This window comes from Micromonospora sediminimaris (assembly GCF_016863575.1).
Classification (GTDB): Bacteria; Actinomycetota; Actinomycetes; order Mycobacteriales; family Micromonosporaceae; genus Micromonospora; species Micromonospora sediminimaris.
Genome location: NZ_BOPD01000007.1, coordinates 24617 through 37316 on the forward strand (window position 1 = coordinate 24617; position 12700 = coordinate 37316).

Below are 12700 nucleotides of genomic sequence, written 5' to 3' on the forward strand. Positions count from 1 at the left end.
TTACTGCCTCCCGGCGCGTGGACACAACAACTTCCCCGAAACTGATCGAAACCTGCGCAGCCCCGCGCAGCCTGCGCGGGGCTCAGCCGTTGGCGGCCACGTCGTCGATCAGGTGCAGCAGGGTGCGGACCGGGACGCCGGTGCCGCCCTTGGTCCAGTAGCCGGTCGCCTCGCCTGCGTGGTACGAGGGGCCGGCGATGTCGATGTGCGCCCAGGCGACATCGTCGGTGACGAACTCGCGCAGGAAGACACCGCCCTGGAGCATGTGGCCGGCCCGGTCCATGCCCGCGTTGACCTGAGAGATGTCGGCGACGTCGGAGTCCATGCCCTTGCGCACGTCGTCCGGCAGCGGCATCGGCCAGGCGGGCTCGCCGACCGCGTCACCGGCACCGCGGACCCGCTCGCACAGTTCGGCGGTACCCATCACGCCGGAGATCCGCTTGCCCAGCGAGACGACCTGGCCGCCGGTCAGGGTGGAGGTCTCGAACAGGTAGTCGCAGCCGTCGGCGCAGGCCCGGGCCATCGCGTCACCGAGGATCATCCGGCCCTCGGCGTCGGTGTTGAGCACCTCCACCTTCTTGCCGTTGAACATGGTGACCACATCGCCGGGCCGGTACGAGGTCCCGGACGGCATGTTCTCCGCCATCGGCACGTAACCGGTCACCGCCACGGACGGCTTCAGCTCGGCCACCGCCAGCATGGTGGCCGCCACCGCCGCCGCCCCGGCCATGTCGGACTTCATCTCCCACATGCCCTGGGCCGGCTTGATCGAGATGCCACCGGTGTCGAAGGTGATGCCCTTGCCGACGAGGGCGACCCGCTTACCGGTGCCGCCACCGTCCGGGGTGTAGGTCAACTTGACCAGTCGTGGTGGGGCCTCCGAGCCCTGACCGACGGCGATGATGCCGCCGTACCCGCCCTCGCGCAGAGCGACCTCGTCGAGCACCTCGACGTCGAGACCGGCCGCCCGACCCGCCTCGGCGACCGCGTCGGCGAAGGCCGGCGGGCGCAGCTCGTTCGGGGCGATGTTGACCCAGTCGCGGGTACGTCGAACCGCGCCGGCCACCGTCTGGGCCCGGACCACCTCGGCCTGTGCTGCCGCGTCCGCAGCGTCCGGTACGGCCACCAGCACCTCGGCGACCGGCTCGCGGCGGGTCGGCTGCGGACGGGTCTTGTACCCGGCGAAACGGTAACCGCCCAGCAGCGCGCCCTCGGCGACCGCGCGCAGCGCGTCGGCGGCGTCGGCGTCGTCCGGCAGCGGCAGCGTCATCGCCACGCGGGCCGAGCCGGCCAGGGCACGCACGGCGGCGCCCGCCGCCCGGCGCAGCGTCTCCGGGGCGGGTGCCGCACCACTGGGCTCCGGGCCGAGGCCGACGGCGGCGAGCACCGGCGCGGTGACCGTGCCCAGCGTCGCCAACTTGATCACCTCGCCCGGGCCGCCGGTCGCACCGAGCAGTGCCAGCGTCTCGGTCAGCTTGCCGTCGAAGGCGGCGGCGATGCTCTCGGCGCCGCTGGCGAGCAGCAGGGTGCCGGCGAGGCCGCTGGTGGCGTCCTGCTCGCCGGTCGTACTGTGCACGCCGATCACGATCGCGTCGACGGCGAGCTCGGCGGGGTCGGTGTCGACCAGGCTCAGGGTGGTGCTGGGCGATGTCACGGAGGCTGCTCCCGGGCGGGCCGGGCCGGTCGCGTGGTGGCGTACCGGCGATGGAGTTCCCCGACGGATGATTACCCGCCGGACGTCATTGCTGCCCCGCCGGGTCATCCGGCGGTCCCGCCGATGCTAACCAGCCCGGTGCGTCCCGGTAAGTTGCCACCCATGACCGAGGTGACCACCGACGCCGCCGCGACCCGGCTGCGTCGTTCTCCGCTGGCCGGCCGGCACACCGCGCTCGGCGCCAAGTTCGCTCCGTTCGGCGGCTGGGAGATGCCGCTGGAGTACGCCGGCGGCGGGGTGTTGCGCGAGCACACCGCGGTGCGTACCGATGTCGGCGTGTTCGACGTGTCACACCTGGGCAAGGTGCGGGTGACCGGGCCGGGGGCGGCGGAATTCGTCAACACCTGCCTCAGCAACGACCTGGGCCGCATCGGGCCGGGCCGGGCGCAGTACACCCTCTGCTGCGACGAGGCGACCGGTGGGGTGGTGGACGACATCATCGCCTACCTGCACGCCGACGACCACGTCTTCCTCATCCCGAACGCGGCGAACAGCGCCGAGGTGGTACGCCGGCTGCGCGCCGCCGCGCCGTCGCAGGTCACGATCAGCGACGAACACGAGGGGTACGCGGTACTGGCCGTGCAGGGGCCCCGGTCGGCGGAACTGCTGAGCGATCTGGGTCTCCCCACCGAGCACGGGTACATGAGTTTCACCCGGGCGACGCTCGGCCCGGTCGAGCTGACCGTGTGCCGTACCGGCTACACCGGCGAACTGGGCTACGAGTTGGTGGTCCCGGCCGGCGACGCGGTCGCGGTTTGGGACGCGTTGTTCGCCGCCGAGCCGGCGCCGCAGGCGTGCGGGCTGGCCGCCCGGGACACGCTGCGCACCGAGATGGGGTACCCGCTGCACGGGCAGGATCTCTCGCTGGAGATCACGCCGGTGCAGGCCCGCTCCGGTTGGGCGGTCGGCTGGGACAAGCCGGCCTTCTGGGGTCGCGACGTGTTGGTCGCGGAGAAGGCCGCCGGTCCGGCGCGTACGCTGCGCGGCCTGGTCGCCGTCGAGCGCGGCATTCCCCGCCCCGGCATGGCCGTGTACGCGGGCGACACCCGGGTCGGCACCGTCACCAGCGGCACTTTCAGCCCCACGCTGAAGCAGGGCATCGCCCTCGCCCTGATCGACACCGCCCCCGCCCTGCCCGACGGCGCCGAGCTCCACGTCGACATCCGCAACCGCCGCACCCCCGTCCACCTAACCCGCCCCCCCTTCATCCACCCCTCCGTCAAATAACCCCCACCCCACCCACCCACCCCACCGGCAGAACCGCGTTGATCAAGAAGTTTGCGTCGCCGTGCAGCACGGAACCCGACGCAAACTTCTTGATCAACGCGAAGGTCCGGGGGGACCCGGGGGGTGGGGGGTGGGGGGACCGGGGGGGGAGGTTAGGGGGTGGGGGGTTGGCCGGCGTCTAGGACGGCTTGGGTCCAGCCGCCCTCGATGACGCCGCTGGTGCCGAGGACGGCCCAGTCGACGATGTCGGCGACCTCCACCACGACGGGGGAGCCGATTCGTACGGTGGGGTCGGTGTTGGCGTCGCTGGCGCTGGCCCCGACGATCCGGTCCGGGGTGTCCCAGTCCGTCACGCCGGCCCAGACGTACTCCGGGCCGTCGTCGCCCGGCAGCCCGTACTTGACGACCAGCTGCGTCTCCGGTGGCAGCTGACCGTCGCGGAACCGGGCCCGGATGTCCGCCAGCCCGGCGCGGGCGGTGGCGATCGCCCGGCTCATCGCGTCACCGGCGCGGGCGTACCGCACGTCGGGCTGAATCCCGGAGAAGAGGGTGGCGCAGGCGTTGGCGAAGTAGCGTCCGGCCGGACCGGGATGCCCGGCCGGCGGGCGCAGGCTGAGGAAGGAGTCGGCGTCCGGGTCGGTGGCCGGATCCAGCTCCAGGCGCAGCAGCACCGGCGCGGTCGCCCCGTGCTGCTCCGGATTGCCGTACGCCACCGCGATGTCGTGTCCGGTCACCGTGGCCAGCACCGGTAGCTGCACGAACGCCGGCACCTCCTCGCCGGCCAGCCCGTCGGTCCAGTCCCGCAGCAGGCGTCGGGCGGCACCGGTCATCACCGCGCCCCAGGCCCGGGTGAGATGGTCGGGTACCCCCTGGGTCTGCAACTCCAGCAGGCCGAAGCGGCGCAGTCCCTTGGTGGTGAACCAGAGCCCCTCGGCGTCCGACGAGTAGGGCACCAGCACCCAGTCGACCAGCCGGACCCGGCCCTGCGCGTCGGGCAGCGAGCGCAGCGCCGCGGCAGGGTCCAGGAACTGCAGGCCGAAGACGTCCACCACGTCGCCACCCACTGCCTCGGCGACCGCCGCGGCCACCGCCCGGGCGGCCCACTCGTGGGCGGGCGGCCAACCCGGCCGGTACTCCGCCTGCACCACCACCAGGTGGGTCGCCGCGGCGAGCCGGTCCAGCTGCGCCTCGCTGGCCCCGAAGGCGGTGAGCAGGTCCGGCGGCAGCTCGGGAAACTCGCCGACCGGCCGGATGTCGACGCTCATCAGCGGACTGTCCAGCATCTGCCGGGCCAGCCCGTACACCGGTTCGGCGAGCCGGCCGGCCAACTTCCCGACGGCCGTGCGGGCGGTCACCGACGGCAGCCCCACCGTCGGCACCAGGTAGGTCGCGCTGAGCGACTCCGGGACCGGAACGGGCAGGAAGTCGTCGGTGATGAGCATGTCGTCCCCCGGGTGGCCGCGCCGGTGCTGTCGTCGCAGGTACGCTACCCGGCGCCGGGCCATCGACTCAGGCGGACAGCACCAGTCCCAGGTAGACGAGCGTGGTGACCAGCTCGACGATCGCGCCGAGCACGTCTCCGGTGATCCCGCCGAGCCGGCGTACCACGTGTCGCAGCAGCCCGGCCGCGACGGCGAGCGCCGCCAGGACGGCCAGCGGGCCCTGCCACGGCCGGTGCGGCACCGCCGCGATCGCCAGCAGCGCGACGGCGGCGGTGGCGACGCCCAGCGCCATCGGTCCGACGCTGCCGGCGACCAGCGCACCCAGCCCTTCGGGGCGCGCCGCCGGCACCCCACGGCGGCAGGCCAGCGTCACTCCGAGCCGCCCCGCGGCGGTGGCCGTCAGCACGGCCGCGAACACCGCGGGACGGGACCGACCGGCCAGCTCGGCCAGCGCCGCGGCCTGCACCAGCAGGACGAGGACCAGAGCGACCACGCCGAAGGGCCCCACGTCAGGCTTCTTCATGATCTCCAGAGCGGCCGGTCCGCGTCGGTATGACCCGAGCGCGTCCACGGTGTCGGCCAGCCCGTCCAGGTGCAGCCCCCGGGTGAGCAGGGCGGCCACCGCGACGGTCACCCCGGCGGCGACCAGCGGCGCGGTGCCGGCGTCCAGCAGCAGCAGTACGCCGGCCAGCGGCACCCCGAGCAGCAGGCCGACCACCGGGGCGAGCGTCATCGCCGTACCGGCGGTGGCCCGGTCGATCCGGCCGACGCGCAGCGGCAGGATGGTGAGGGTGGTCAGCGCCAGCCGCGCCCCGTCGCCGAGCCGGGGCTCAGCCGGCACGTGCGGCGGAGGTCTCCGCCGGCTCGGCGGCCGGCGTGGTGGTGGTCGGGCCGGGCCCCTCGGGTTCCGGCTCGTGGAAGTCGGGCTCCGCCTCCTCGACGGGGTCCACCTCGCCGCCCTCGCTGTCGTCGCCCTCGGGGCGGGTCGGCAGCGCGGCGGACAGCGCCAGCGCCGAGCGCAGCAGCGGCAGGAGGGTGAGCGCGTTCGCCCCCTCGCCGAGGTCGAGCCGCAGCTGGGTCAACGGGTCCAGGCCGAGCACGTCGGCGGCCAGCCGGACGGCCGGATGCCCGCCGTCGTCGGCCAGCAGGCACCAGTGCCGGGCCTGCCCGGCCAGGTCCCGACTGATCAGCGCGGAGGCCACCCCGACCGGCCCGTCCAGGAGCACCGGCAGCCGGCGGGCGGTCGCACCCAGCAGGATGCCGGTGGCGACGGCGATGTCCCCGCCGCCCAGCTCGGCGAGCACGTTCGCGGCGTCCCGGGAGGAACGACGGGTGCGGTGCAGGGCGTCGCGGACCGCGGCGCAGCGGGCCATCCAGGCCACGTCGTCGATCTCGCCACCCGAGGTGACCACCCGGGCGAGCACTGCGGGCGGTTCGGCGCCGGCGGTCGCGGCCAGCACCGCCGCGGCCGTCGCCTCCGCGCCGGCCCCGCACGCGGCCAGCACCAGCAGCTGTACGCCGGCATCCGCCGCCTCCTCGGCCAGCCGCCAGCCGTAGCGCAGGGCCGAGTCCACCTGCTCGGGGTCGAGCGCCGGGCCGTGCTCGATGGGTGCGGCGGCGGGCGCGTCCACCACCTGGAGGCTCGCGCCGCTCTCGGCGGCCAGCCGGGCGAGCACACCCTGCCCGGCCCGGGCCTGCTCGGCCCGCCGGTCCGATTCACCGGTCACCGTGCCGGCGGCGACCCCGCCGGCGTGGTCGCCGTGCACCACCAGCACCCGCACCGACCGCCACGGCGTGGGGGTGGGGGTGCCCTGGGTGGCGGCGGCGAACGAGATCACCTGCTCCAGCGCACCGAGCCCGGTGCCCGGCACGTCCAGGCCCGCCAGCCGCTCGACGGCCTGCGGTCCGGTGTACTCGTCGGGCATGGGCAGTTCCATGCCGGGCTGGATGACCAGGCCGGTCGCGGCCGCCGGGAGCGCCATGGTGGGCGCGGTCCAGCCGGTGCCGCCAACGTCGGAGTTGGTTTCGGCGGGCACCTGTGGGGTGGTCACCGGCGGTGAGCCGGGCAGCGGCGGACCATCGGGGCCGACCGGCGACTGGCCGGTCGGACCGGCCTGTGCGGGCACCGTGGCGGCGGTCGGGCCGTTCTGGGCGGACACCGTCGCAGCAATCGGGGCGGGAGTGGCCGTCGCCGAGTCGGCCTGAGTGGGGTGGCCGACGGCGGGCTGGCCGACGGCGGGCTTCAACCAGCACGGCTGACCGGCCACCACCAGGACGACCGTGTCGCAGGCGTCCGCGACGGCGCGGTTGACCGCGCCGAGGGCGTCGGTGAAGGCCCGGCCCAGCGGTGTGGTGGGTACCAGGGAGAGCCCGACCTCGGGACTGACCAGCACCAGCCGGGCGGCGCAGGACCGCACGGCCGCGGCCAGCTCGTCGACGGTGGCGGTGTCGTCGGCCGGCTGGTGAGCCGGGTCGAGCAGCACGGTCACCCAGCCACCGAGGTCGTCGACGAGCAGCGTCTCCTCCGGCCGGGCGTTGGAGATCACGTCCGCGAGACGACGCGGGTCGGTCGCGGTCTCCTCCGTGCTCCAGGTCTCGGGCCGGCGGGCGCGGTGCGCGGCGAGTCGCGCGGCCCACTCGGGGTCGTCACCCGGGTCGGCGGCGGTGGCCAGGTAGCGGACCGTGGGCGCGTCGGCTACCAGGGACTCGGCGAACTCCGACTTGCCGGACCGGATGCCACCGAGGACCAGAAGCGTGTTCCACCCGTCTTGGGACATGCTGCGTACCTTACGTCCAGCGGGGCGACCGGGGCACCGCAGGTGCGGCACCGTACCGCCGCCCCGCGACGCGTTCAGTGCCGCTCGGGGGCCTGGTACCGGAAGTCGTTGGGGTTGACGTTCGCCGGCTTCGGATCCTCCTGCCAGGCACCCTCACCGGGGCGGGCCTGCAGGGCGTCGATCAGTTCGTTCCGGTCCATCTCCCGCGCCCCTTCGATTCCGCCGCGCACCGCGATGTCGCGCAGTTCCGCCGTGTCCATCTGCGGGATCGGTGTCGTCATTGTCGCCTCCTGTGCGTCGGGTTCCCGAAACACATACCCGGCCACGGCAGGCTCAGTCGCAGTGCTCGAAGGGGCTGCTGTAGCTGGCGCCACCGGCGGAACCGCCCCACTTGACGCAGGTGCCGGCCGCCTCGGCCCGCACCGGGCCGGCGTAGTAGCGGAACGAGCCGTCGTCGGTAGACCGCCCGCGTCCGCGAACCTCCAGGAAGGCCGAGACCGCCGTCTGCGCGCCGACCGCGCTCTCCTTCAGCGTCACCACGCAGTTCGAGCCGGTGCCCGCGTGGTAGAGCAGGTGGACGGTGGCCTGCCGGCGACCGTCCGCGGTCAACGGCGCCGAGTTGATCAGCCGGTAGCCGCTGCCGCACGCCTGGGTGGCGGTGTAGGGGTTCGCCTGATCGCCGCTGCTGGGTGTGGCGCTCGGCCGGGGCGAAGGCGAAGCGGAATGGGTCGGTTGCGGGGTGACCGCCCCGGCGTCGTCGCGCCCCGGTGCCGGCGACGAGGTGCCCTTCGTCGTCGGTACGGAGGCTGTCGGTGACCGGCTCGCCGACCGCTCACCCGTGCCCTGCGCGCCGGTCTCGCCGGCGGTCACCAGTCCCGCCGCGTCCGGCGCGGACGCGGCCACCGGAGGGTCGGCGCCTTCGGCGTCCGGCTGCGACACCACTGCGAGCGCCACCCCCGCCGCGGCGACGATCACGACACCGGCCACCGCGGTCACCATGGCCGGTGCGCCGAACCGCCGGCCACCGTCCGGACGCGTCGGGGCGCTCGCCACGGTGATCGCCCCGGTACCGGATTCGGCCCCGACCGGCGTGGCCATGGCCAGGCCACCCTGCCCCGGATGCGCAGCCGGCGGCGGCACCGCGAAGCCGCTCGGCCCGGGAGGTGGGGCCTGCTCCGGCGCGCTGGCGCGGGCAGCGGCGGCCAGGTCCGCCGCGCTGGCGTGCCGGTCGCCGGGCTGCCTGGCCATGGCTCTGAACACCAGTTCGGCCACCGGCGGGGGAACGTCCGGCGGGAGCGGCGGTGGCTCTTCCCGCAGTCGCCGCAGGGCCACGTCGAGCGGGTTGTCCCCGACGAACGGAGGTCGGCCGGCGAGGCAGAGGTACGCCACGGCGCCGAGCGCGTAGATGTCGCTCAGCCCGGAGATCGGCTGGCCGCCGGCCTGCTCGGGGGACATGAACGAGGCGGTGCCGAGCACCGTGTGGGCGGCGGTGATCCCGGCCGTGGTGCCGGAGCGGGCGATGCCGAAGTCCACAAGCACCACCTGGCCGTCCGCCTTGACCAGGAGGTTGCCGGGTTTCACGTCCCGGTGCACGATGCCGGCGAGGTGGGCGGTGTGCAGCGCCTCGGCGGTCTGGGCCACGACGGACATGGTGGTGGCCGGGTCCAGCCGGCCCAGCCGGCGCAACCGGGCGCTCAACGGCTCGCCCTCGACGTACTCCATCACCAGGTAGTCCACCCGGCTGCCGTCGGCGAGTGTGGCCTGGCCGACGTCGTGCACCGCGACCACCCCGGGGTGCCGCAGCGCGGCAAGCATCCGTGCCTCGGCCCGGAAGCGGGTGGTGAACTCGGGTTCGACGGTCAACGCCGGCAACAGCACCTTCACCGCCACCTCGCGGCCCAGCAGCAGGTCCGTCGCCCGCCAGACCGCGCCCATCCCACCGGTCGCCACCCGCTCGCCCAGCCGGTACCGTCCGCTGAGCACGCCCCCTTGAGTCAGCACCGGGCCACGGTACCGGCCGCCGATCGACGCCCGTGGCCCGGTCGGCGGCCGTGCGGTACGACTACGCTGGCGGAGGTCCGTCCCATGGGGGCAGCAGCGGCGAGGGGAGACGCGCACATGGCGTGGAGCTGGCGGTACGAGGGCGCGAACGGCGAGTCGGTCGACGGGCCGGCCGAGTCGTTCGGCAGTCAGGCGGATGCCGAGTCGTGGATCGGTCAGACCTGGCGGGAACTCGCGGCGTCCGGCGTCACCTCGGTCGCGCTCCTGGAAGACGATCGGGTGGAGTACCGGATGAGCCTGCAGCCCGTGGCCGAGTGATGACACCCAGGGACTCCGAGCCGTTGGTGCTCGGGGTGCCCCGGGCGGCCTTCCGACCCAGCCCGGTCTTCCTGGCGCTGGTCGCCCTGCTGGTGACCAGCGCCGTGTTGACCTGGCATGGGATCGGCAACGTCCGGCTCACGGTGTTCGGCTTCGTCGTCTGCGGCTGGCTGGTCTCGTTGTGCCTGCACGAGTACGCCCACGCCGTGGTCGCGTACCGCAGCGGTGACCGGGGGGTGGCCCACCGCGGCTACCTGACGTTGAACCCGTTGAAGTACAGCCATCCGTTGCTGTCCATCGCGCTGCCGGTGGTGGTGGTACTCCTCGGTGGGATCGGCCTGCCCGGTGGCGCCGTCTGGGTCGACCGGCACGTCATTCCGGGGCGGTTACGGCACACCCTGGTCAGTCTCGCCGGGCCCGCCACCAACGTGCTGTTCGCGCTCGTGCTGGTGGTGGTGCTGCGGCTCGGTGCGGGCGGCGGTGGGCCGGTGGAGTTCTGGGCGGCGGTGGCCCTGCTGGCCTTCCTCCAGATCACCGCCAGCCTGCTCAACCTGCTGCCGGTGCCCGGCCTGGACGGCGGCAACATGATCCAGCCGTGGCTGACGCCGCAGTACCGGCGGATGTACGACCTCTTCGCGCCGTACGGGTTCATCCTGCTCTTCGCGTTGCTGTGGAACCCGACGATCGGCGGCTGGTTCTTCACCGCCGTCTTCGCCGTCGGCGACGCGCTCGGCCTGCCGCCCTGGCTGTACGCGACAGGTCTGGACCTGATCCGCTTCTGGCAGGGCTGAGCAGGCTCGGGCGGCCCGTCCGCCCGGCCGACGTGCGGTACGCCGGCCGGGCGGGGTGGGTCAGGGCCGTTCGGCCGGCGACTCGGTGCGCGCCGGGTCCCGCTCGGTGACCGGGTCGACGATCTCGTCGATCGCCTTGAGCAGGCCGGCGTCGAGTTTCACGCCGGCCGCCTTGACGTTGTCGTGCACCTGCTCGGGCCGCGACGCGCCGATGATGGCCGACGACACGTTGGGGTTCTGCAGCACCCAGGCGATGGCCAGCTGGGGCATGGTCAGCCCGGCCTGGTCGGCCAGCGGCTTGAGCTGCTGCACCCGGGTCAGCACGTCGTCGGTCAGCCATTTGGCGATGAAGCCCGCGCCGGACTTCTCGTCGGTGGCCCGGGAACCGGACGGCGGCGGCTGGCCGGGAAGGTACTTGCCGGAGAGCACGCCCTGGGCCATCGGCGACCAGACGATCTGCCCGAGGCCCAGCTCTTCGCTGGTGGGGATGACCTCGCTCTCGATGACCCGCCAGAGCATCGAGTACTGCGGCTGGCTGGACACCAGCGGGATGCGCAGCTCCCGGGCGAGGCCGTGCGCCTCGCGGATCTGCGATGCCTTCCACTCGGAGACGCCGATGTAGTGCGCCTTACCGGAGTGCACGACGTCGGCGAACGCCTCCATCGTCTCCTCCAGCGGGGTGCTGTAGTCGTACCGGTGGGCCTGGTAGAGGTCCACGTAGTCGGTACGCAGCCGGCGCAGCGATCCGTTGATCGACTCCATGATGTGCTTTCGGGACAGGCCCCGGTCGTTGCGGCCCGGCCCGGTGGGCCAGTACACCTTGGTGAAGATCTCCAGACCCTCGCGCCGCTCCTGCTGAAGCGCCCGGCCGAGAACGTCCTCGGCGCGGGTGCCGGCGTACACGTCGGCGGTGTCGAAGGTGGTGATGCCGGCGTCGAGGGCGGCTCGCACGCAGGCGAACGCCGCTTCCTCCTCGACCTGCGAACCGTGGGTGATCCAGTTGCCGTACGAGATCTCACTGACCATGAGGCCGGAGCGGCCCAGGTGTCGGAATTCCATGCTCTGACCCTAGCCCGCCCTGATGCCCCCGGCAGGAGACGGTGATCAGTCCTGGTCCGACAGCAGCGCATGGCGCAGGCTGCGGCCGAGCCACTGCCGGAAGGTCTCCTCGTGCCAGCCACGCTCCAGCACCAGCGCGCCGTAGTGCGCCGGGTCGTTGTAGAACCACACCTCGTCGATGGCAGCCTCGATGTCGGCGCCCTGGCGCAGCGGCCCACCCAGGGCGCACACCCGCTCGACCACCATCGTGGCGCCGAGCCGCCGGTTGCGTAGCAGCGTCTGCCAGACCTCGGCCACCTCGGGGCTGCTGTCGGCGGCGCGGCGGACGGTCTCGAACACCCGGGCGGTCCGCCCGCCGATCATGGTGCAGACCCCGGCGTACGCGTCGAGCACCTCGCCCCCGGTGGTGGCCTCCCAGACCGGCTGGTACCAGGGGCGTTGCGCCACCGGCACCGGCTCGTCGTCGCCGGCGAGCGCCTCGTCGAGCACCTGACGCAGCAGCGCCGCCTTGGCGCCGAACGTGGCGAACACGGTGGGTCTGGCCACCCCCGCTGCGGCGGCCACGTCGGCCAGCGACGTGGCCGTGTAGCCCCGCGCGACGAAGAGGTCGGTCGCCGCCGCGACCACGGCCTGCCGGGTGCGGCGGGCGTTCTCCTCGCGGATCCGGGAGCGGTACGGCCGGGTCGGTTTTCCGTCCTTGACTTCATCCATGGCGTCGTCATACTAGCAATGTATTCACTAGACTCCCAGCTATCGAATAGCTGGTTGGCTATTCGATAGCTGGCTGTCCAATGAAGTCCCTGGGAGGCGCCATGTCCGTCGATCCGTTCGTCCGCCGCCCCGACGAGGGGGAGGCGTACTGGTTCCTGGGCAATCTGGTCACCGTCAAGGCGACAGGTGCGCAGACCAGCGGCCGGCTCACCGCTGTCGAGTTCGTCAACCCGCCCGGATTCGCTCCGCCACTGCACCGGCACCAGGTCGAGGACGAGATGTTCTACCTGCTGTCCGGCACCGCCACGTTCTACTGCGGCGACACGGTGCTGACCGCCGCACCTGGTGACTTCGTGCTGCTGCCGGCGGGTCTGCCGCACACCTTCGCGGTCGGGACGGACGAACCGCTGCGGGTGCTGCAACTGACCACCCCCGCCGGTTTCGAGGAGTACGTCGCCGACGTCGGGGTGCCGACGCTCGAACGTCGGCTGCCGGACCCGGCGCCGATCGATCCGGCCGCGCTCGGTCACGCCTCCGCGCGGCACGGGATCGAGCTGCTGGGACCGCCGCCCGGTCAACAGCCGACCGGCCAAGCCGACCAACCGACCCACCGGCCAGTGCCGTGACCACCGTCGGCGCCCGCTGGGACGAGACGCGGGG

12 protein-coding genes are annotated in these 12700 nt (G+C 73.5%); 4 read left to right on the top strand and 8 right to left on the bottom strand.

What is annotated here, in order from left to right; translation table 11 throughout:
- Positions 1–82: 82 nt before the first annotated feature.
- The gene (locus Vse01_RS04070; RefSeq protein WP_093401238.1) at positions 83–1654 is read right to left on the bottom strand and encodes a leucyl aminopeptidase; all 1572 of its coding nucleotides are present in this window, start codon (positions 1652–1654) and stop codon (positions 83–85) included.
- Between the two features lie 162 nt (positions 1655–1816).
- Between Vse01_RS04070 and gcvT the strand changes: the two genes are divergently transcribed.
- Complete coding sequence (gene gcvT / locus Vse01_RS04075) at positions 1817–2941, top strand: glycine cleavage system aminomethyltransferase GcvT (RefSeq protein WP_093401237.1); 1125 nt, start codon at positions 1817–1819, stop codon at positions 2939–2941.
- Positions 2942–3093: 152 nt separating this feature from the next.
- On the opposite strand, the gene Vse01_RS04080 is transcribed toward gcvT, so the two are convergent.
- From Vse01_RS04080 to Vse01_RS04100, 5 genes are all read right to left on the bottom strand, one after another.
- Positions 3094–4383: a DUF2314 domain-containing protein gene (locus Vse01_RS04080; protein WP_093401236.1), complete on the bottom strand. Its 1290-nt coding sequence runs from the start codon at positions 4381–4383 to the stop codon at positions 3094–3096.
- A 67-nt stretch (positions 4384–4450) separates the two neighbouring features.
- Positions 4451–5224: an adenosylcobinamide-GDP ribazoletransferase gene (locus Vse01_RS04085; RefSeq protein ID WP_093401235.1), complete on the bottom strand. Its 774-nt coding sequence runs from the start codon at positions 5222–5224 to the stop codon at positions 4451–4453.
- Positions 5214–7160, bottom strand: coding sequence for a bifunctional adenosylcobinamide kinase/adenosylcobinamide-phosphate guanylyltransferase (locus Vse01_RS04090; protein WP_093401234.1), 1947 nt, complete (start codon positions 7158–7160; stop codon positions 5214–5216). The genes Vse01_RS04085 and Vse01_RS04090 overlap by 11 nt, the downstream gene beginning before the upstream one ends.
- A gap of 74 nt (positions 7161–7234) precedes the next feature.
- Complete coding sequence (locus tag Vse01_RS04095) at positions 7235–7441, bottom strand: hypothetical protein (RefSeq protein WP_093401233.1); 207 nt, start codon at positions 7439–7441, stop codon at positions 7235–7237.
- A 52-nt stretch (positions 7442–7493) separates the two neighbouring features.
- Positions 7494–9161, bottom strand: coding sequence for a serine/threonine protein kinase (locus tag Vse01_RS04100; RefSeq protein ID WP_093401232.1), 1668 nt, complete (start codon positions 9159–9161; stop codon positions 7494–7496).
- A gap of 117 nt (positions 9162–9278) precedes the next feature.
- Here Vse01_RS04100 and Vse01_RS04105 point away from each other — a divergent pair, with 117 nt between their 5' ends.
- On the top strand, positions 9279–9479 hold the full coding sequence (locus Vse01_RS04105; protein WP_093401231.1) for a hypothetical protein: 201 nt from the start codon (positions 9279–9281) through the stop codon (positions 9477–9479).
- Positions 9479–10270, top strand: coding sequence for a site-2 protease family protein (locus Vse01_RS04110; RefSeq protein WP_093401230.1), 792 nt, complete (start codon positions 9479–9481; stop codon positions 10268–10270). Before Vse01_RS04105 ends, Vse01_RS04110 begins: the two co-directional genes overlap by 1 nt.
- 60 nt (positions 10271–10330) lie before the next feature.
- Here the strand turns inward: Vse01_RS04110 and Vse01_RS04115 are convergent, their stop codons facing one another.
- The gene (locus Vse01_RS04115) at positions 10331–11329 is read right to left on the bottom strand and encodes an aldo/keto reductase family protein (RefSeq protein ID WP_093401229.1); all 999 of its coding nucleotides are present in this window, start codon (positions 11327–11329) and stop codon (positions 10331–10333) included.
- A 45-nt stretch (positions 11330–11374) separates the two neighbouring features.
- Positions 11375–12040, bottom strand: coding sequence for a TetR/AcrR family transcriptional regulator (locus Vse01_RS04120; protein WP_093401228.1), 666 nt, complete (start codon positions 12038–12040; stop codon positions 11375–11377).
- 101 nt (positions 12041–12141) lie between these two features.
- Between Vse01_RS04120 and Vse01_RS04125 the strand changes: the two genes are divergently transcribed.
- Positions 12142–12666, top strand: a complete 525-nt coding sequence (locus tag Vse01_RS04125; protein ID WP_093401227.1) for a quercetin 2,3-dioxygenase — start codon at positions 12142–12144, stop codon at positions 12664–12666.
- Positions 12667–12700 lie beyond the last annotated feature (34 nt).

Excerpts from the sequence above, each read along its gene's own strand:
- gcvT (WP_093401237.1), top strand. The coding sequence starts at position 1,817 with ATGACCGAGGTGACCACCGACGCCGCCGCGACCCGGCTGCGTCGTTCT.
- Vse01_RS04080 (WP_093401236.1), bottom strand. The coding sequence starts at position 4,383 with ATGCTCATCACCGACGACTTCCTGCCCGTTCCGGTCCCGGAGTCGCTC.
- Vse01_RS04090 (WP_093401234.1), bottom strand. The coding sequence starts at position 7,160 with ATGTCCCAAGACGGGTGGAACACGCTTCTGGTCCTCGGTGGCATCCGG.
- Vse01_RS04095 (WP_093401233.1), bottom strand. The coding sequence starts at position 7,441 with ATGACGACACCGATCCCGCAGATGGACACGGCGGAACTGCGCGACATC.
- Vse01_RS04105 (WP_093401231.1), top strand. The coding sequence starts at position 9,279 with ATGGCGTGGAGCTGGCGGTACGAGGGCGCGAACGGCGAGTCGGTCGAC.
- Vse01_RS04110 (WP_093401230.1), top strand. The coding sequence starts at position 9,479 with ATGACACCCAGGGACTCCGAGCCGTTGGTGCTCGGGGTGCCCCGGGCG.
- Vse01_RS04115 (WP_093401229.1), bottom strand. The coding sequence starts at position 11,329 with ATGGAATTCCGACACCTGGGCCGCTCCGGCCTCATGGTCAGTGAGATC.
- Vse01_RS04120 (WP_093401228.1), bottom strand. The coding sequence starts at position 12,040 with ATGGATGAAGTCAAGGACGGAAAACCGACCCGGCCGTACCGCTCCCGG.
- Vse01_RS04125 (WP_093401227.1), top strand. The coding sequence starts at position 12,142 with ATGTCCGTCGATCCGTTCGTCCGCCGCCCCGACGAGGGGGAGGCGTAC.